This window comes from Bacillus sp. RK1064 (assembly GCF_051488405.1).
In the GTDB taxonomy this organism is placed as follows: Bacteria; Bacillota; Bacilli; order Bacillales; family Bacillaceae; genus Bacillus.
On sequence record NZ_JBPSCZ010000001.1, the window covers coordinates 1,499,057 to 1,518,642 of the forward strand.

20 protein-coding genes and 1 pseudogene are annotated in these 19,586 nt (G+C 40.9%); 8 read left to right on the forward strand and 13 right to left on the reverse strand.

Annotated features, from left to right (window positions below; all coding sequences use genetic code 11):
* Nucleotides 1–284 precede the first annotated feature (284 nt).
* From ACSSTM_RS08025 to ACSSTM_RS08060, 8 genes are all read right to left on the reverse strand, one after another.
* Entirely contained in the window at nt 285–1,472 is a 1,188-nt protein-coding gene (locus ACSSTM_RS08025) for an MFS transporter (RefSeq protein WP_420735185.1), read from the reverse strand.
* 26 nt (nt 1,473–1,498) lie between these two features.
* Nucleotides 1,499–2,326 carry a MerR family transcriptional regulator gene (locus ACSSTM_RS08030; RefSeq protein WP_268496215.1) on the reverse strand — a complete coding sequence of 276 codons (828 nt, stop codon included), beginning with the start codon at nt 2,324–2,326 and terminating at the stop codon, nt 1,499–1,501.
* Between the two features lie 139 nt (nt 2,327–2,465).
* Nucleotides 2,466–2,810 (reverse strand): hypothetical protein, encoded by a 345-nt coding sequence (locus ACSSTM_RS08035; protein WP_420735183.1) that lies wholly within the window; start codon nt 2,808–2,810, stop codon nt 2,466–2,468.
* A gap of 146 nt (nt 2,811–2,956) precedes the next feature.
* Nucleotides 2,957–3,367, reverse strand: a complete 411-nt coding sequence (locus ACSSTM_RS08040) for a DUF6508 domain-containing protein (RefSeq protein ID WP_034665085.1) — start codon at nt 3,365–3,367, stop codon at nt 2,957–2,959.
* Nucleotides 3,368–3,473: 106 nt separating this feature from the next.
* Nucleotides 3,474–5,333: an alpha/beta fold hydrolase gene (locus ACSSTM_RS08045; RefSeq protein ID WP_034665089.1), complete on the reverse strand. Its 1,860-nt coding sequence runs from the start codon at nt 5,331–5,333 to the stop codon at nt 3,474–3,476.
* A gap of 58 nt (nt 5,334–5,391) precedes the next feature.
* Nucleotides 5,392–5,958, reverse strand: a complete 567-nt coding sequence (locus tag ACSSTM_RS08050) for a TetR/AcrR family transcriptional regulator (RefSeq protein ID WP_034665091.1) — start codon at nt 5,956–5,958, stop codon at nt 5,392–5,394.
* Nucleotides 5,959–6,110: 152 nt separating this feature from the next.
* Nucleotides 6,111–7,496 carry a 23S rRNA (uracil(1939)-C(5))-methyltransferase RlmD gene (rlmD, locus tag ACSSTM_RS08055; protein WP_034665094.1) on the reverse strand — a complete coding sequence of 462 codons (1,386 nt, stop codon included), beginning with the start codon at nt 7,494–7,496 and terminating at the stop codon, nt 6,111–6,113.
* A gap of 102 nt (nt 7,497–7,598) precedes the next feature.
* Nucleotides 7,599–8,468: a DNA-3-methyladenine glycosylase family protein gene (locus ACSSTM_RS08060; RefSeq protein ID WP_187704405.1), complete on the reverse strand. Its 870-nt coding sequence runs from the start codon at nt 8,466–8,468 to the stop codon at nt 7,599–7,601.
* Nucleotides 8,469–8,899: 431 nt separating this feature from the next.
* Here ACSSTM_RS08060 and ACSSTM_RS08065 point away from each other — a divergent pair, with 431 nt between their 5' ends.
* From ACSSTM_RS08065 to ACSSTM_RS08075, 3 genes and pseudogenes are all read left to right on the forward strand, one after another.
* Nucleotides 8,900–9,406 carry a hypothetical protein gene (locus tag ACSSTM_RS08065; RefSeq protein WP_034665101.1) on the forward strand — a complete coding sequence of 169 codons (507 nt, stop codon included), beginning with the start codon at nt 8,900–8,902 and terminating at the stop codon, nt 9,404–9,406.
* Between the two features lie 132 nt (nt 9,407–9,538).
* On the forward strand, nt 9,539–10,498 hold the full coding sequence (gene corA, locus ACSSTM_RS08070) for a magnesium/cobalt transporter CorA (RefSeq protein ID WP_309416358.1): 960 nt from the start codon (nt 9,539–9,541) through the stop codon (nt 10,496–10,498).
* 32 nt (nt 10,499–10,530) lie between these two features.
* Nucleotides 10,531–11,022, forward strand: a pseudogene (locus ACSSTM_RS08075) (DUF2716 domain-containing protein).
* Between the two features lie 34 nt (nt 11,023–11,056).
* Here the strand turns inward: ACSSTM_RS08075 and pdaA are convergent.
* Both pdaA and ACSSTM_RS08085 read right to left on the reverse strand, forming a co-directional pair.
* Complete coding sequence (pdaA, locus tag ACSSTM_RS08080; protein ID WP_034665108.1) at nt 11,057–11,848, reverse strand: delta-lactam-biosynthetic de-N-acetylase; 792 nt, start codon at nt 11,846–11,848, stop codon at nt 11,057–11,059.
* Between the two features lie 101 nt (nt 11,849–11,949).
* Nucleotides 11,950–12,141 carry an SE1561 family protein gene (locus ACSSTM_RS08085; RefSeq protein WP_012009274.1) on the reverse strand — a complete coding sequence of 64 codons (192 nt, stop codon included), beginning with the start codon at nt 12,139–12,141 and terminating at the stop codon, nt 11,950–11,952.
* A 146-nt stretch (nt 12,142–12,287) separates the two neighbouring features.
* On the opposite strand from ACSSTM_RS08085, the gene yfkAB reads away from it, so the two are divergent.
* The 4 genes from yfkAB to ACSSTM_RS08105 all read left to right on the forward strand — a co-directional run bounded on the left by yfkAB (nt 12,288) and on the right by ACSSTM_RS08105 (nt 15,607).
* Nucleotides 12,288–13,409 carry a radical SAM/CxCxxxxC motif protein YfkAB gene (gene yfkAB, locus ACSSTM_RS08090; protein ID WP_034665111.1) on the forward strand — a complete coding sequence of 374 codons (1,122 nt, stop codon included), beginning with the start codon at nt 12,288–12,290 and terminating at the stop codon, nt 13,407–13,409.
* A 7-nt stretch (nt 13,410–13,416) separates the two neighbouring features.
* Nucleotides 13,417–14,253 carry a mechanosensitive ion channel family protein gene (locus tag ACSSTM_RS08095; RefSeq protein WP_309416357.1) on the forward strand — a complete coding sequence of 279 codons (837 nt, stop codon included), beginning with the start codon at nt 13,417–13,419 and terminating at the stop codon, nt 14,251–14,253.
* Nucleotides 14,254–14,354: 101 nt separating this feature from the next.
* On the forward strand, nt 14,355–14,756 hold the full coding sequence (locus ACSSTM_RS08100; protein ID WP_034665117.1) for a nuclear transport factor 2 family protein: 402 nt from the start codon (nt 14,355–14,357) through the stop codon (nt 14,754–14,756).
* Between the two features lie 131 nt (nt 14,757–14,887).
* A complete protein-coding gene (locus ACSSTM_RS08105) occupies nt 14,888–15,607 on the forward strand; it encodes a YebC/PmpR family DNA-binding transcriptional regulator (protein WP_003218036.1) in 720 nt (239 codons plus the stop codon).
* A 352-nt stretch (nt 15,608–15,959) separates the two neighbouring features.
* Here ACSSTM_RS08105 and ACSSTM_RS08110 read toward each other — a convergent pair whose 3' ends face one another.
* The 3 genes from ACSSTM_RS08110 to ACSSTM_RS08120 all read right to left on the reverse strand — a co-directional run bounded on the left by ACSSTM_RS08110 (nt 15,960) and on the right by ACSSTM_RS08120 (nt 18,319).
* Nucleotides 15,960–16,742 (reverse strand): YfkD famly protein, encoded by a 783-nt coding sequence (locus tag ACSSTM_RS08110; RefSeq protein ID WP_034665127.1) that lies wholly within the window; start codon nt 16,740–16,742, stop codon nt 15,960–15,962.
* A gap of 67 nt (nt 16,743–16,809) precedes the next feature.
* The gene (cax, locus tag ACSSTM_RS08115; RefSeq protein WP_034665131.1) at nt 16,810–17,877 is read right to left on the reverse strand and encodes a calcium/proton exchanger; all 1,068 of its coding nucleotides are present in this window, start codon (nt 17,875–17,877) and stop codon (nt 16,810–16,812) included.
* Between the two features lie 64 nt (nt 17,878–17,941).
* Entirely contained in the window at nt 17,942–18,319 is a 378-nt protein-coding gene (locus ACSSTM_RS08120) for an OsmC family protein (protein ID WP_106038430.1), read from the reverse strand.
* Nucleotides 18,320–18,394: 75 nt separating this feature from the next.
* Between ACSSTM_RS08120 and ACSSTM_RS08125 the strand changes: the two genes are divergently transcribed.
* Complete coding sequence (locus ACSSTM_RS08125) at nt 18,395–19,576, forward strand: MFS transporter (RefSeq protein WP_066031166.1); 1,182 nt, start codon at nt 18,395–18,397, stop codon at nt 19,574–19,576.
* Nucleotides 19,577–19,586: the final 10 nt, after the last annotated feature.

The following is a 19,586-nucleotide window of genomic DNA, read 5'->3' on the forward strand; positions in this document are numbered from 1 at the left end:
AATGTTTACAATATTTAGAAAATTATCATTTTATATAAAAATTGCTTTATACCTTGAATTAATTTTGTTCCTGATGCCTCTTTTCTTCATCCTTGGCTCTTTGGATATTTACTACTATTGTAGCAAATAAACATCCTTAACTGGTGTATTATTCAAATTAATATTGTAGTCTGTTCAGCCTCATTAGTTGCTATTAAAAAAGGAACTACTTGAAATAAGTAGTCCCTTCTAATCGAAGAGCTGAACTTGTGTTAGCATAAACGTCAAGAAAAATTGAAACCATGCTAACTTCCTTGCTCGATCACCTTTAAACTCTTACGCTGAGAAAATCGGTCAAACGCCACCATTAGAATGGTCATGAGTAAAGAGAGACAAACGGTTCCAGCACTGATCCAGCTTAGGTTTAATATAGATGTTTCGCTTAACACAATCCCTCCTACACCAGAGCCTAAGGCAAATCCGAATTGAATAAATGATGTATTGACACTTAATGCGATATCAGGAGATTTTGGTACAAGTGTGACAAGATATAGCTGCTGAGCTGGTGATGTGCTCCATGTAGCGATCATCCATATCATGATGACAGCCACCATGACCACGAGATTCCCTGTGACAAATGCTAGCAGCATGAGCATGATGATTTGCAGAATGATTCCAGAGAAAATCGTGAATATTGGGCCCTTTTTATCTGCTGCAATCCCTCCAAGGCTGGAGCCCAAAAAGCTGCATATTCCAGCTAGTAATAAAATGCCACTGATTTCTGTGATACTAAGGTTTGCTGATGCTTGCAGGAAGGGCGTTAAATAGGTAAATAACGTGGAATATCCACCTACATAGAATAGCGTCACTGCCACCGCAAGTAATATTCGCTTATCTTTTAAAATCGATAATTGCATACCAAGTGTCACCGGTTCTTGTTCTTTCATAGACGGAATTCGCCTATACACAACAATCAGCGGAATAAGCGTGATCAATCCAATGGTTGCGAATAATGCTTTCCATCCGATCATACTGCTTAGAAATGTCCCGATTGGAACACCTAAAACCAAGGAGCTGCTTAATCCCATTAAAATGATGCCAATGGCTGTTCCTCTTTTTTCACGTTCTACAAGACGAGTCGCAACAGCCATTGCCACTACAATAGCCGTCCCCCCACTGATTCCTTGTAAAATCCTTGTCATCATCACCATTTCAAACGAATGGCTGACACTTGTGATGAAATTACTTAAAATAAAAATGATCAGCATCCATGATAATATTTTTCTGCGGTCCATATTGATCGTCAGTGCAATGACAATCGGTGCGCCGATGGCTGCTGAGAGCGCTAAAGACGTGACCAATAATCCAGCAGCAGACGTCGTGACATGTAAATCATCTGCGACCATCTGGATAATGCCTGTAATGATATATTCAATCGTTCCAATTAAAAAGGCTGCTAAAGCAAGTAAATAGACAACGGTTTTGTTTTTCATCGTGACGTTTCTCCTTTGGGCAATGTTTACGATTTGATTTCATCTATAATAGGAATTTGAATTTCAATGAGTCTGCCTTCTTCATTTTCAGACAAAGGGTAATAAATCTCTCGGCCCGGCTGGTCTTCTTTCACGCGGTATCCGTTATTTTCAATCCATGTCGCCAGGTCAATACAAGCAGTTTGTGCGGATGGAGAATGTGAATGAAATAACAGTGTCGCCATTGTTTCTTCAGCAGGTAACGTACGTATCGTGATTCCTTGAGGAAGAGTGCACCTTAACGCTTTGACGGAATACCCCACCTCAAATTCGAACTCACTTTCTTTTTCCATTGATTCCCTCCACAGCACCATTTGTGGTCCCGAGATCAATTCTTGTTGATTTTTAAGTAATAAATGATGAAACGTTTGAAAGAATGAAGGAATTTCGTCAACAGTTCCGTTGGATTGAAAAGACATGATGCTTTTGCTTTCAACAGATTTGATGATGACCTCCTGTTCTTTTTCAACACACCCCTCTCGTTTAATGAGGTGCATCCGCTCCTTAATACGCGCTAATTTCTGTTGTTCTCTCTCGATCAATTGCTGAATCTCACTTTCTTTCAGCAGAAACATGCCCTGAATCTGCTCTACCGAAATATCTTCCCGAAGAAGCTGAGCCATTTGCTTTAACGTAAAGCCCAATTCCTTGTACAGAAAAATTCGATTGACCTCAAGCAGCTGCTCAGCTGAGTAATATCGGTATCCCGAATCTTGATCAATCTGCTTAGGCTTTAATAAATCAATTTGGTCATAATATCTTAAGGTTTTAACAGGCACTTTACTTAACATAGAAAAATCGCCGATCTTGAACATCCTGCATCTCCTCCGTTTTGTTGATCTGATCAAAGTATAAACCTTTCAGTTAAGAGGAAGGTCAACATGAAGTTGAATAAATTTTTCAAAAGCGCGAAAAAACCTAGATTTCTCTAACATCTAGGTTTTGCTCATGATCCTAAAAATTTTCTAACAATCCCATCTCTTCAACAATCTTTATATCATTCATAAATCGTTGCAATCTTACTTTGTTCTCTGTTTTCTGTAAATCTGAAGAATAACCTAAGCATATATTAAAAATACGATCTAACCTTTCGCCGACTCCGCTATAAAAATAATTTGTCAGTACTCCACTATTTTCACTTGCAAGAACCACAACTGTAGCCATCTCTAGTACATATTCAATATCTTCTTTAGAAATCGCTCGATCCTTTTTCTTAGCATTCATGAATTCATGACTATGAATAGAACGAATCCTACCTTCAAGTAAATTGAGTATAGACTTTTTATAGATGACATACACACTGTGAATATCACTTTTATCAGGACAATAGGGATCTTGTAAAATGAATTTTATACGCATCAAGAGCATTTAATAAAATGTTATCAATTTCTTCTATTTTCATAGGTGGAAAAGTGTTGGCTGCATCTGTTTTACTTTTCATTTGATCACTCCAAACAATCCAATCTTTCCAGGCACTTTACAATAGCTCCGCTTTTAAAGAATTTGAATATGGCACCCTCGCTAAACCGTTCGGCTCTCACAACCCCCATCATGAGAGCAAGCACACACTGCGCATTTAAATTTGAAGTGTCCACATTCTCGATATCGTTCGGTCCACCTTCAATCCCATTTTCTTTGAGGATCTCTCTGTAGCGGGTAAGCTCCAGCTCTTGATGTTGTTTTGCAAAGGTATAAACATCTTCGATCAAGTGACGAACCGTTTCGGAATAATTCACAAAGGGCATCTGAATCGGATGTTCAGCTGTGCCATCATTTTCTTGATCGATGACCCATTCTCCAATAGGATCTTCCTGAAGCAGCGGTATGTATTTTGTTAGATTATCGAATTGGCTCATTCTCATCCTCCTCTATTTCATTTATATGGTTCACTTTGTTTCTCGCGAATTCATCAAGTATTCTACTATTGAAATTTTTTAGCCACGCTGGTCTCCCTTAAACCTTTTATTTATCCCATACCCTCATCTGCTTTATGACCAATGCTGCCGTTTGACTCGGATGGCTAAGTGGGAAATGATGACCATATGGAACAAAATCAACTTTACCAAGATGCGATGGGGCAGAATAGCCTTTGTCATAGACCCCCCAAATCATATGAAGATGATCCTTTGTGACCTCATTGAAATCATCTTGATCGAATTTCTGTAGTAAGCTGTTAAGCTGAACCGTCGTATTTAATATTCTAGGAGATGTAAAACTATTTCTGACTTTTTCAATATAATGTCCAGGGATGCTCTCCGTATTTTCAAACAAACCATTACTTAATACATAACGCCCTATCATATTAGTCGTTGCCCATTTCAATGTCCATTTGTTCATAAATTGAGGAACATTTCGCGATGCAGTTTTTTTCTTATCAACAGGTGGCTGAAGTAAAGTGATTGAATACTTCTTATCGATGTACTCTTGTACCAATGCTTCCAGAAGAATATACGCACCGAATGAATGGCCGATTAGATGTGCACCATTCGTCGCTTTCTCCAATACCTTTTTCACGACATTCAAATAGATATCTAGAAGATGTTTCTCTCTTTTAAAAGGAGATCGTCCCAAACCTGGAAGATCCAAGATCCATACAGGTTGACCCGTTTTTTCATGTAGCTCTTGTGCTAGAGGGAATAAATCCTCTCCATCACTCAATAAACCATGTAATAAAATAAAAGGTTTACCCTCTCCTTGTAATTGATAAAGAGTCGTGTTATCACATAATGTTCGTTTAAATAAATGATGATCCTTACCATTTTGATTCATCATTCGATAATCCAGATCAGCTACTACAGCAGGGAAAAATTTCATGACACTCGTCTTCTTAAACCAATCTTCTCCCATTATTTTTTTCGCTGCAACATTTGAAAATGTTCGTTTTGTCATAAAGTTCAGTCCATCAGAAGGAATGTTTGTTATTTTACTTACGCCACTATTCATTATAGCTTTCATCAGTGGCATTGGGACAGAGATTTTTGGTGCCCTCATATTCATACTTTCTGACATCATACTTAATAATTCAGCAAAGTTCTGATCGTTCTGTTTGTCTTCAACAAGTGTATATGTTTGAATAGCCGACTGTTCCAATCTGAAAACCTGCACAATAAACCTCGCAAACTCATCGTTTGAAATAAGTGGCAACCTATAGTCCTTACCTCCAGGAATCACCGGCATGAGCCCTCTTCGCATACTCTTCACAAGCAAACCTAATCCTGCTATCTGCTCTGTACTCCCCGTTTTACTACTGCCGACTACAGTTGGCGGATTAATGACAGAAAGCGGATAACCTACTGCTAATGCCTGTTGACGAATATAAAGATCTGCTAAAAATTTTGTTCTCTCATAAGGACTTTTTATTTTCAAATAACTGTTTCCTTCTTTAAACACATCAATTTCAATCTTGCTATTTTGATCATCAAAGGGACTCATATAACCGACAACATGAATAAATTGCTGCAAGCCCTTCAATTGATGAATACTTTTAGCTAAGTCACTAATATGTTTGGCGCCATTTAAAAAGACGGAAGCTGCCTTTTTACTTGTCGCTTGAATATCCATGGGGCCTCCTGCGTGAATCATCACATCCGTTTTCAATACCCTCTCCTTATCATCAGCACTTAGCCCTAAATCTATTTTCGTCAAATCACCTTCAACAAAGTGCATCACTGCTTCTTTTAAAATGCCTCTTTCTTGAAAAATGCGTGTTGCTTTACTTTTCGACCTCACTAAAAGAAGAATGTTCACATCCTCTTTGGCTAATTCTTCGACTAATTGCTTTCCAATAAAGCCCGTTCCACCAATTAATAATACTGTTCTCATATAAAAATCTCCCTTTTAGTACTAATCAGTACTAATTTAATGTGAAAAAAAAGCTTCTTTATCGAAGCAAGTTAAAAATATGATCTGCTGTTTTCGTAATGACAGTTGCATCCTTCAATGTTTCTGAAATAAATAACGCGCCTTCAAGATTGGTAATAAACAGTGATGCAACCTCATCAATATGAATCGTCTTTCTAAATTCTCCATTCTCTACCCCTTGTTTCAGTAATAGAGAAACTTTCTTTTGTAATCCTGTAAAAAACAGACCTATTTTTTCTTTTATTTGTGTGGCCTGTGTAGGACTTTGAATATAAAGAGTAATAAATGGACAGCTCCCCTTATATTCTCTCGATTGAACTCCTTGTGATAATTGCTTTAAAAACAGTTGGATACGTTCTTCAACTAAAAATTGGTTCTGAGATAGTACGTCATCAATTGCAGATTGATACATTTCAATCCAATAATCAACGACTCCTTCTAATAAATCCTCCTTATTAGAAAAGTGATAATACACGTTAGACTTTGACACTTTGCTTACACGTACTAATTCATCCATGCTTGTATAAGCAAATCCTTTTTCTAAAAATAAAGTTGCAGCAACTTCAAGCACACGTTTTTGATTCATTAATTTTACTTTTTTCATAATTAGAACTATATAGTACTATTTTAAATATTACAAGTGTTTATATTCATTTAGAAAAAAGTCTGATTAAAGAAATGCCCCCAAAACAAAAAAGCTCGAAAATCTAATATTGATTTTCGAGCCTTGATTAAAGTCTATTTTTTCACGAGCGATACAACTGTCTCCACATGCGCCGTTTGCGGAAACATATCCACTGGCTGCATGTATTCGATTTTGTAGTCTTTTGACATGTATTCGAGGTCTTTTGCTAATGTCGATGGGTTGCAAGAGACGTAGACAAGGCGTTTTGGTTTGACTTGTTTGACAGTGTCTAAGAAGGTGCGCTCGCAGCCTGTTCTTGGCGGGTCCACGACGATGACGTCAGGACGGAAGCCTTCTTTGACCCATTTTGGCAGCCAGTGTTCAGCTGTTCCTGTCACATAGGTCGCGTTTTTCATGCCGTGTTTTTTGGCATTTTTCTTGGCATCATCAATCGATTCTTTGATGACATCCATTCCTCGTACTTCTTTGGCGCCATCTGAAAGCCACATACCAATCGTTCCAACGCCGCAATACGCATCGACAACCTTTTCTTTGCCAGTCAGTTTGGCCGCTTTTTTCGCTTCGTCGTAAAGCTTTAGCGTTTGCTTCGGATTCAATTGGAAGAAAGCACGTGCACTCAGTTCAAAGGAGACGTCCCCTAAAAATTCTTGAATGACCATGTTGCCAGCTAGGTGAGATGTCTTATGGCCAAAGATGACCGACGTTTTTTCACCGTTGACATTGTGCATAATGGACGTCACTTCTGGCAGACGTTTTTGAATGGCTTCGGCGATTTCTTTTTTCTTTGGAAATTCAGGTTTCGATGTGACAAGGACGACTTGTACTTCCCCTGTTTCAAAGCCGACACGCACGACAATTGAGCGTACGTCGCCTTTTCTTGTCCGTTCATTGTAGACCGATACACCGAATTTCTCTAAGATTTTGCGGACAACGCCCGTTGTTTTGTTCGTATTTGGATGCTGCACGATACATTCCTTGATCGGTACAAGCTTATGAGAGTTCAGTCCGTAAAGTCCAGCAATGATGTCACCGCTGTGAGAACGCCCTACTTGGAACTGGCTTTTGTTCCGGTAGTGCCACGGATCTTCCATGCCGATCGTTGGTCTAATATCTAGCGTTTCGACCGATAGCTTCGTGTGTCGTTCCATTGATTGAATGACAATATCTCGTTTTTCCTTTAGCTGCTGCTCGTATGCCAAATGCTGAAGCTGACAGCCTCCGCACTGCTCGTATACTGGGCATGGCGGTTTCACTCGATGCTCGGAGCGCTTTCGGACTTTTCTAACCGTACCTTCTGCATATTTTGCTTGGACATTCGTTGCTTCCACAACCACTTCTTCGCCTGGAAGCGCACCCGGGACAAAGACCACTTGCTTTTTAAAATAACCGACCCCTTCCCCATTAATGCCAAGGCGTTTAATGGTAAGCGGGAACTGCTGTCCCTTTTGTAAAAGGGCACCTTGCTGTTTTTCCTTCACTTCATTCTCTCCGTTCTATCTGAACCCTTTATAGGTTGTCTTCATTTTATTCCATCTCATTAGTATATCATGACTTGGACAAAGAGAGAAAATCCCTTTCATTTATTTATCTGTCTCAATGCTTCTCCATAAATATAAAGAAGAGTAGCTTAAATACGGGGTCCACTCCTTGCTTAATGCTGCCATTTCTTCTTTTGTCGGCTTTTCAGGCAGGTCAAAGTGCCGCTTGATGGCGTTTTGAATACCGATATCTGCCATCGGAAAGAGATTTGGTCTTCCAAGTCCATTCATGAGCACATTTTGAACTGTCCAAGGTCCAATCCCTCTAATCGGAAGCAGACGTTCTTCCACCTCCAGATCAGTTAAATCGTGTAATTCTTCTAAACAAAGAGAGCCGCTCACAATTCGCTTCGATACATCGATGACATATTCCGCTTTCCGCTGACTAAATTGGAGCTTTCTCAAATCCTCTGTTTCAAGTGAGGCGATGGCTTCCGGTAAAGGATCAAACCAAACACCTTCTATTTGCTCACCGTACGTATGAACAAACCGTTTCGTGAGCTCATAAGCAAACGCCAGATTGAGCTGCTGATGAATGATGCATTTCATCAAACAATGATATAAATGAAAATCCAGCATGAGCGGTGTCCCGACATGACGCTCAAATATGGACGCTAAATTCGTTTGAGAAAAATGCTCATGCACAGCGTGTAATTGATGCTTCATGCCAAATATCCGCTTCACCTCACATATGAGAGGTTCCTCAGGACCTTTTCCTTGCACCCGAAACGTGGGCGCTTCTTTTGTTCCGGTGGCTTGAACGACGACAACGTATGGTTTTTGTTCTAACCTAATTGGTACTTTGATTTCTCGTTTATTCAAATCGACTGCTTTTAATGGATCACTTGATAAGCGTCTGAGCACTTGATCGAAATGATACGGCGGCTCCACCATCAGCTCTTTTTCCCACATGTTTTCCTCTTCCTTTCTGCAAACACGCAGATGCGATTGTTTCACTTTGCATGAATGATTCTCCATATTGAATACTTTTAAACATAAAGAGTACAAGAATTTATCAGTTATATCTTCCTTATTTACGGTCATTTTCCTTTTGGATGAAGGAACATTTTTAGTCGAATTCAGCTAAAATTCGACAGCACCCTTCAATATTTTAGGATTATTTACCTTAAATTAGAAATAGAACCTCTGGGTGATATCTTCTATTCCGAAAACATTTGTATAATTATGACATATCAAGGAGGTGAACAAAGGAATTAGCTGATTAGGCAATCATTTGTTTTATCTTGCAGGACCATATTTTACCTCATTGATAACCGGCTTCACCTAGTTTCACTTTTTACGAAAAGGAACACCAAAATTTAAAAACAAAGGAGATCCGACCAATGAAAAAAACCATTCTTTCTGTTGCCCTTGCCACTGCTGTTTCTTCGACACTACCAGTATTCGCTGACGCTGCTGAACAAAAAACTACTCCAGTTTCAACTACTGTTCAGCAAACTGTTTTAAACAAAGCTGCTGAAAGTAAAGCATCTACAACCGCAGGAAACGTTAATATTAACTTTGACGTACTTGGTATAGCTAATGCATTAATCAATGCTGCAAATGCTAACACAAACCGTGAAGGCTTTGTCAAAGGACTAATGGAGTCTGCTTTCTATGCTGCGGGCTCAAAATACAATGTCATGGTATTTAACTTAAGCCAAGGTTATGAGACTCGTTTCAACGGAGTCAAAACGTTTGCTACTGTGAAATACGGAAGCATTACTTACGGAGTTTGGGTATTTGAAAATGGATCTTTCACAAACAAAGGTGACGGCGGCTACATCAACTGGGCGTTTAGAGGCTGGTTCGACCGCAACGGTGGTTTCGTCAACTTCCGTCGTCCTTAATTCTCGGTTTTATCCATCAATCATACACGCACATTGGACCGATCTCAGTAATGAGATCGGCTTTTTTATGCAGAACACGTATAAGTTCACCGGTGCTGCTTCATGATATAATGCAAGTCTGGAGGGGTGCACATGCTGAAAAAAATTGCAGTGACAAAAAACGGCGACTTGATTGAACATGCAACATTACAGCAGCTTTCAAGCCCCAATATCGCCTGGTACTGGATTGATTTTCATGCGCCAACGGAAAAGGAAGCAGCGCTTTTGAAGGAATACTTTCAGTTCCATCCGCTTGCGATTGAGGATTGCTTCCATTATTTACAGCGGCCGAAGCTTGATTTTTATGAAGGGTATTTATTTTTCGTGCTTCATGCCCTGAATCAAAAGACGCTTCGATCTGAGGAAATCGATCTGTTTGTTGGTGACAATTATATCGTGACCTTTCATTTGAAGGAGGCGCCATACATTGACCGTGTCATTCGAAAGCTCAAAGAATCTGATAAAGCCAGAAACAGTGGACCTGAGCATATCGCCTATATGCTGATTGATCAGCTTGTCGATGATTATTTCCCTATTATTTATCAAATTGAGGACAGGCTGAATGAAATTGAGGATGAAGAAGGTCATAAAACATATGGAACGCTGATGAACGAAGTATTCGGAATTCGATCCGATTTGCTCAAACTGCGAAGAACGATTATTCCGATGAGGGACCTTTTATATCGTATTGTCAACACAAATACAATGAGAAGCGATACGAACCGGCAAGCATATTTCAATGATATTTATGATCACCTTTTGAAACTAACCGAGATCGTCGAGTCAAACCGTGATATGACGGCCGATTTACGAGACAGCTATCAGACGCTGAATTCCAATCGAATGAATGCAATCATGATGACATTGACCATTGTGTCGACCATTTTTATTCCACTGACCTTTATTGTTGGGGTGTACGGGATGAACTTTGACAACATGCCTGAATTACACTGGAAGTATGGCTATTTTTGGGTGCTGATTTTCATGGGTCTGCTCGTCTCGGGTATGCTTTTGTGGTTTAAGCATAAAGGGTGGTTCCGCATTTTCAAATAATTTGTTGAGAGAATAGCTTGGGGGCGGTTAAGGTGGAAAACTGGATTCCATTGACTCATCAAGAACTAAGGCTGGTATGGAAGACGTTCTATCGAGATTTCAAATTTAATCCAAGCATCTCTCGTTTTCCCTCATTCCACGTACCATCTCCTTATATTACATATAATATCTCTGTTTATTTTGAGGACCCTTCCCTTCTACATGCGGAGGAAGACCTTGAAGAGAAAGCGTTACTTGCTTTTCAGGAGCATATGAGAACAGACGAATATATGCTGGCACTCGATTGGCAGCACGAATGCTACTGGATCACACCATACGGGTCATTTGAAAAAGATGAAATTGGGGAATAGAGAGTCCCTGTGCTTCCTAACGGGGATTATGATTTCTTTTTATCAAAAGAGATGCATTGGGGCTTGCTAGGACATCCTTGGGAGCAAACAATCACGATTTTCGGTGAGGGCTTGATTGACTCTTTTACGCGTCATCACCCGATTTTGTTTCAGCGTAAAATAAGAGAAGGATAAAGAAAAAGCTCGCAGGTCTTCTGCAAGCTTTTTTCTATAGCTGAGGCAGATGCCATACTTTTTCAAGCATGAGATCGTCTAGGCTTTTAAAGGAATATCCTTGTTTTTTCAGAGCCGTGATGGCATCATCCAATGCCTCGGCATTGTCCCTTGAGACGGTATGAAGTAAGTAAATGGCACCTGGGTGCGCCTGCTTCATCATTTGATCGTAGGCATACTGTTTTCCTTTTTGATGATGAATATGCCAGTCCACAAACGCCACTGACCAGAAAACGGTTTGGTAGCCGAGCTCTTTTGTTTCCTTCAGCACCCTTTCACTGAATACACCGCGCGGCGGACGAAGATAGAGGTTGTCTTGTTTTCCAGTGATTTTGTACACGGCTTCATTGACACGCCCCAGCTCTTCTTTGATTTCTTTCGTACTCTTTGTTGTTAAATCTGGATGGTGATAGGAATGGTTGCCAATGATATGACCTTCCTTTGCCATCCGTTTGACGAGCTCAGGCTGATCCTTTACAAAGTGCCCTGTCACAAAAAAGGTGCCTGGTACTTGATGTTTTTTCAGCACATCTAAGATCTTCGGCGTGTACCCATTTTCATAGCCATTGTCGAAGGTAAAATAAATCTCTTTCTTTTTCGTGTTTCCTAAATAAAAGGCATCATACTTTTTTAAAAGGACGTTCAATTCTTTACCCGCATCTGCTGGCTTGTGTTCTTTGCTTTTCGCAAATCCCCAGTGGACGGGCTTATTAGACACGGCTTCCGCTTCTGAGAGAGGCATGGATACAAAAAGCGCACATAAACAGATGAGCATGTATTTTTTCATTTACGTCACTTCCCGGTTTTTCTTCTATTGTGCAGAATAAGACCGAGACTCATACACTGATTCACCTGCCAATTTAAAGAAAAAAGCCCGCACTGCGCGAGCTATTCTTCCTTCCAATCGTTTTTAAACCGTTCATATTTCGCTTCTAGGTCGTCAATCATCTGGATCAGTCTGTCTATATCCTCAACATCTGTTGATTCAGGATCTAATGAATCAATCACATTCATAAACATATCTAATCGGTTCTTTAAATAATCAACCTGCTGCTCTTTGCTGTCTGCTGCCTTGCCCATAGATACACTCCCTTTAGCATTTGTTTCTAGCTTATCTTTTTTTCCCTTGTAAATCAATGAAACCCCACTTGCGTATAACGGTGATGGGGCTTAAAATTAACTGTTGGCGGGTCCACGTTTGCCCGAATGAAAAGGAGATAGATACCATGAACCAAAAAACAGCACTTCGTCCGATTACACCTGCATACGACCCTTGGGAAGCCTATCTCGATGTGCAGGATTACGGAGAGATGAAGCTGACAAATATCGAATTTACAACAACGACGTTGTGTAACATGAGATGTGAGCACTGTGCGGTCGGCTATACCTTACAGCCTAAGGACCCGAATGCACTGCCGCTTGATTTACTGCTTCGCCGTTTAGATGAAGTTCCGCTTCTGCGCTCAATCAGTATTACAGGCGGAGAGCCTATGCTTTCTCTCAAATCTGTGCGGGAATATGTCGTCCCTTTATTAAAATATGCCCATGAACGCGGCGTCCGTACACAGATCAATTCAAACTTAACACTTGATTTGGCGCGATATGAGGAAATTATTCCATACTTAGATGTCCTTCACATCTCACATAACTGGGGAACTGTCGAAGAGTTTGCAACGGTCGGTTTTGCGATGATGGACAGAAAACCAACCTTTGAGCAGCGCGAGAAATTATTTAACCGCATGATTGAAAATAGCCGGGCACTTGTCAAAGCGGGTGTTACCGTATCTGCTGAAACCATGCTCAATAAGCGCACGCTTCCATATATTGAACACATCCACCGGCAAATCGTGGAGGAAATGAAATGCCAGCGCCACGAAGTTCACCCAATGTACCCAAGTGATTTTGCCAGCGCCCTTGAATCATTGACGCTTCCGCAAATGCGTGATGCGATTCATCAGCTGCTTGATATTCGTGATCAAGACACATGGATGCTGTTTGGCACCCTGCCATTTTATTCTTGCAGCACAGATGAAGAAGATCAGCGCCTCCTCAAGCGATTGCGTCAGGAGAAACATGTCACGGTACGAAATGACCCTGACGGCCGCTCACGTTTGAATGTGAATATTTTTGATGGGAATATTATTGTGACAGACTTTGGCGATACACCGGCGCTTGGAAACATTGCTACTGATACATTGCAATCTGCTTATTCACGCTGGATGGACACAAAATTAGCAAAAGAGCTGAATTGCCATTGTCCAAGCGTACAATGCCTCGGTCCGAATGTTCTTGTGAAAAACAGCTATTATCAAGATGTTGATTTTACTTCTCGTACAGCCAGGGGGTAACCGATAGATGGACGATACTTTTCTGACAATAGTCAAGAACAAATACATTGAAATTCTCCTTGTTGGACTCGTTCTTTGGCTTGCCGTCTTTATGATTAACAAAGCGCTTCAAATTTTCTTTAAACGAACGGAGTTTATAGAGGACAAGAAGAAAAAAACGATCGAGAGCTTGGTCAAATCTGTTACGAAATACACCGCTTCGATTTGCTTTGTAATGTATGTCATTTCTCTCTTCTTTCATGATTTTGGGAAAATTCTTGCAGGTGCTGGTGTTGCTGGGATCGTCATCGGTTTTGGCGCCCAGACGCTGATTCGCGATATTTTAGCAGGCATTTTTCTGATCTATGAACGTCAGATTCATAAAGGGGATTATGTGACAGTGAATAACCTCTTTAATGGAACGATTGAAGAGATTGGTCTCCGCTCTCTGCAAATTAGAGAATGGAGCGGCAAGCTGTTAACCATTTCTAACGGAGACATCCGGCAAATTCAAAACTATAACATGCAATACATGCGGATTACGGAGTCTGTATTAATTAGTGCGAATCAAAACCCAGACACAGCCTTTCAAGCACTCGAAACGGCCTGTGACAATTTAAATCAGATGCATCATGATTTTCTCAAAAAAGATGAATTTCAACATGCCATTGAACCGTTTCAAGTTCATGGCATTATGGGCCTGAACAAGCTGAACCGCGGGATTGAGATCACAGTGAAAGGAATGGTCGAAGACGAAAAATACTTCGATGCTGCCCTCGCTGTCCGAAAAGAAATGATCAAACAACTTCATCAGCATGATGTCAAATTGCTTGAAGATCTCGTTTATCCCCAGCCTGCAAAATAACCTCATTTATGATGGGGTTATTTTTTTGATTGTTTTTTGTTAACTAGTTAATTATAATTGATTATAGTTAACTGGTTAACATAAAGAGAGGATGTTGATTCATGACAAAAAAAGAAGCGATATCATTTATTAAAGAGATGTATGAAGAGGTATTAATCAAATTCAATATAGAAAAAGTGGAGGCTTATTTTTCACCTGATTATCAGCAAGTGACTGATGGAAAGGTTTCGACACTTGATGAGTTTAAAAAGCATCTATCCACATTAAAAGGATTGACAAAACAGCTTGAAATCCCCGCTTTTCATGATGTGTTATTTGATGAAGATACGCAGCAAGGGTGTTTTCGTTACACTGTACATGTGGAACTCGCAAGCGGGGACCGGGGTTTAATTGATGTCATGGCTCTTTTCACGTTATTAGATGGCAGGATCATTCGGTGCGACGAGCTGACGAGATCTCACAAGCAGCATGAAACGCTTGAACAGCTTGGACACATCAGCTAAGAAATCTCTTCATTTCAGCCCTCTTACTTCTATCCTCTTGACTGATTCATGTATAATAGAAGGCAGAATGATTTCATGCAGCATGGGGACCCTCATACTGTGTATTTACTAAGTGAAAGAGAGTGAATAAGATGGGTCGTAAGTGGAACAACATTAAAGAAAAGAAAGCATCAAAGGATGCCAGTACAAGTCGTATTTACGCAAAATTCGGGCGTGAAATCTATGTGGCTGCCAAACAAGGTGAGCCAAACCCAGAATCAAACCAAGCACTTCGCTTTGTTCTAGAACGTGCCAAAACATATAGTGTCCCAAAACACATTGTAGACCGTGCCATTGAAAAAGCCAAAGGCGGTGCGGAAGAGAATTTCGATGAGCTGCGCTACGAAGGATTTGGTCCAAACGGATCAATGGTAATCGTTGATGCCCTCACCAATAACGTGAACCGCACAGCGTCAGATGTTCGTGCGGCATTCGGGAAAAACGGTGGAAACATGGGCGTAAGCGGCTCTGTTGCTTATATGTTTGACCAAACAGCTGTCATCGGTGTCGAAGGAAAAAGTGAAGAAGAAACGCTTGAGCTTTTAATGGAAGCAGACGTTGATGTACGTGACATCATGGAAGAAGATGAAACAGTGATCGTATACGCTGAACCAGATCAATTCCATCAAGTACAAGAAGCATTCAAACAAGCCGGCGTTGAAGAATTCACTGTCGCTGAAATCACGATGCTTCCTCAAAACGAAGTGACATTAGACGATGAATCTAAAGCACAATTCGAGAAACTAATCGATGTATTAGAAGAGCTTGAAGATGTGCAGCAGGTTTATCATAATGTGGATTTAGGGGAATAAAAATTTAAGCCATAGTAGTGGTTGGGTTCATTCAACTTCTACTGTGGCTTTTTTATTTTCTCAAAAAAATGTACCATGTGAATATCATGTTAATTTCTACAAGTTTTTAAGGAGCTGAGTTCCATCTTTAAAACATGGTGGTTTTCTTATTATGGATTTATGATCATCCCGTTTCTTGGTCTTTATTTTCAACAATTTAACGATATTGACTAAAGTGATCTTCTTTCTTTTCATCTTATGGTTTTTCTATAACCTCTTTGATTTTTACAAGAGTGAACTGAAACAGGAAAAAAAGAAATCCAATTAGCAAAAAAACAGTCATCTCCTCTCTTGATAAGAGGAGATGACTGTTTTAATTCATCCCTTGAAAGCCAAACGTCAGGTGATCCTGCACAGGAATCCAAGCGCCGATTCCTTGCGAGGTCACGTTTTTCACGACGAGTTTTCGTTTATTTCCTTTAAGCACAAGGTACACTTCTCCGTATGTCACCTTTCCTTTTTCATTAATCGCTGGTGCATAGGCATGAAGCGAAGCTGCTTTTTTCGGAGATACATGGTACGACTGATCTCGTTTTGTTCCTGCGCCAATCACTGTGTCAAAAGCGAGGGGCAGCTTTGTTTTTTGAATGGCTTTTTGCATCATCAATGTTTTCACATCTTCCGGGTTTGGCACCTTTGCTGTGAGCCCGCCGCTCACTTTTACTTGCTGCTTTTGAACGTATTTACCAATGGCTGTTTTGTTGCCGCCTCTGTTATCAATGTGATTCGTATTCACTTTTTTGTATTCCCAGTTGGCGACCGTTTCGTTTGAATCGTAGCTTAGTGCCCATCTTCCGAGGAAAATGGTCGCGCGGTATCCAACCGCTAATGGCGTCCCTGAAATGCTGGATTCATTCAGCATTTTGATCAAATGGGTATTTTCAATCGGTACATTCGTTGTTTTGAACAATTCAGCTGTCAGCTCACTCGGCTGGAGCAGGGGCTGATCCTGTGACGCGTTCGGATACGTATTCTCCTTTGAGATACTGGCGACAGAGGATGGCACTTTAAATGGCTTCGCCGCCTCTAGTGGAAAGCTGTATAGAAAACTTAAGGATAAGAGAACAACAAACATGATGCGGGGCATCTTTTTCATATCATCACTCTTTCTCATTCATTTTTCCATAGTATTTTCCGCAAAGACGTCCCTTATCCACAAAAGATTATAAAAGGAAAAATCCAATCGCCATAATGAAATAGGCAGCAAGCAATGTGGCACCTTCAAACCAATTGGTATCTCCGTCATTAGATAAAATGACTGTGAGTAATACAGCGGATGCCATCGCAATGAGCTCTGGTAAGGAGAAAATGAGCGGCATCTGCGTATTGAAAAAAAGCGAGCTGATGACAAGGATTGGTGCCACCATCATCGCAACCTGAAGTGTGGAACCAAAAGCTATTTCCACTGCGACATCCATTTTGTTTTTATACGCCATGATGACAGCAGAGGCATGTTCTGCGGCATTTCCGACGATGGCCACAATAATGACTCCGATAAACAGCTCACTCCAGCCAAATTGTTCTCCCACCGTATCAAATGTATGAACGAGGCGCTCTGAAATGTACGCAACGGCAATCGTCGCAAGCAGCAAAATCACAGTGGCAAACTTACCAGACCATTCAGGTGTTTCTTCTTCCGTCTCCGCTTCCCCGTCCATGCTCTCCAGCTTGGCAACATAGACTCCGCGGTGGCTGACCAGTTTGAAATAGAGCGCTGCGACATAAAGCAAAATCATCACAATGCTAATTCCAATGCTTAAAACAAATTGTTTATCCTCAGCCATCTCCACCGAAAACACTTCTGGAATGACAAACGCCACAATAATGGCAAACATGAGCAAGCCCGAGTTGTGCCTTGCATCGTGGACATTGAACACTTGGCGCTTATATTTTAATCCGCCAACGAAAAAAGACAGCCCCGCCACAAGCAGTAAGTTTCCGATAACTGATCCAGTTAATGAAGCAAGTACAATAGCTGTCAGTCCTTGCTTTAATGCAAAAAATGAAATAATTAACTCTACCGCATTTCCAAATGTGGCGTTTAAAAGCCCGCCAATTCTTGGGCCCGCTATGATGGCAAGACTTTCTGTGGCTCTTCCCATAAAACTAGCAAGACCAATAATGGCGATACAATACACAGCAAACATGATGACCTGCGGAAAATGAAGAAAACTCCCAATGACCGATAGCGGCACACCAATTGCGACAATCACAAGAAACAAACGATTCATACAGCCATTCTCCTTTTCATATGTCTGATTGTTATTCTTTCGTGAGTGCCGGCATCATATACATTTAGATTCGCTCGTGTGAGAAGGTGACCTCAATACTTCCTTTCACAGACTGCACCATCGAACAATGCTTCAAAGCAATTGTGATGACTTTATCTATTTGTTCTTCAGATGTATTGATGTGTTCAAAAATGATATGTAAATGAATACGGGAGATTTTGTTTACAGCTCCTGCTCTTGTCGTTTCAGGTGTGATCGTCAGCCCTTCACAGGATATTCGCTTTTTCCGGCATACATGAATGAGCATTTCTCCAAAGCAGCCTGCAATAGCTGAGGTGAACAATTGAGATGGCCTGTACCCCATTTCTTCTTTTCCTGAGATATACAGCTGCTTTTCATTTGTTCCCGCAATCCACCGGTCCGTTTCGTATATCAGTTTCATTCCTTTTCCACCTTTCTATTGAAACCCCTATGGTTCCATTGTACGATGAAAATATGAACTTGTAAGGAGCTTCTTATGTCGAGAATTCACTTTTTGATTTTAATTTTACTTGTATCTGTATCTGGTTTTTCGCAGGGAGCGTTATTGCCTGTCATTTCGATTATTTTTGAACATGCCGGCACTTCTCCTACGTTAAACGGTCTGCATGCCACAGGCTTATATCTTGGCGTGTTGCTAGCATCTCCCTTTATGGAAGCGCCGCTTCGCCGGTTTGGGTTTAAGCCGTTAATTGTCATTGGGGGCGCTGCTGTCTTTTTAAGCTTGTTTAGCTTTGTGTTTTTTGAATCTTATGTCGTCTGGTTCTTCCTGCGGCTCATGATCGGGATTGGTGATCATATGCTGCATTTCTCTACACAGACGTGGGTGACCTATGCGTCGTCATCGAGAAATCGCGGGCGAAATATTTCATTGTATGGGTTATCCTTTGGACTCGGTTTTGCCGCTGGACCTTTTTTAACACCACTCATTGAAATCAACCCATCTTTACCTTTCATTGTTTCTGGTGCCGTTAGTTTATGTATTTGGCTGCTTGTTTTTGTTTTGAAAAATACATATCCAGATACGGGCGAAGTGCAGACGTCAGAGCAGACAAACAGTTTGAAGCGCTTTAAGAAAGCCTTTCAATTTGGCTGGGTCGCCTTTATGATGCCTTTTTGCTATGGCTTTTTAGAAACGACACTCAATAGCAACTTCCCTGTTTATGCACTCAGAAGCGGGGTAACAGTAGATGCAGTTGCGTTTATTTTACCTGCGTTTGCCATTGGAAGTATTGTCTTTCAGCTACCTCTCGGGATGCTCAGCGACCGGTTTGGCAGGCGCCGCATCATTTTATGTGTCACACTCGTCGGGTCTTTCTTTTTCCTACTAGCAGGAATTTTCATTCAATCGGTTTTGGCTGTTGCAATTTGTTTCTTTATTGCCGGAATGGCTGTAGGCTCTACCTTCTCACTTGGCATCAGTTATATGACCGACTTATTGCCAAAGCATCTGCTTCCTGCTGGAAATTTGATGTGCGGGATGGCGTTTAGTGCGGGGAGTATTCTCGGGCCTGTTCTCGGTGGAATCTTTGTGCAAACGTTTGAAGGAATGAATTTACTTTACCTTGTCAGCATCGTGATATTATTCGTGTTTTTCTGCGTTCGATTTGGGCGAACGGCAGCAGTGGTTGAAAGTTCCAATGCATCCATTTCTAAATGAAAAAAACTCC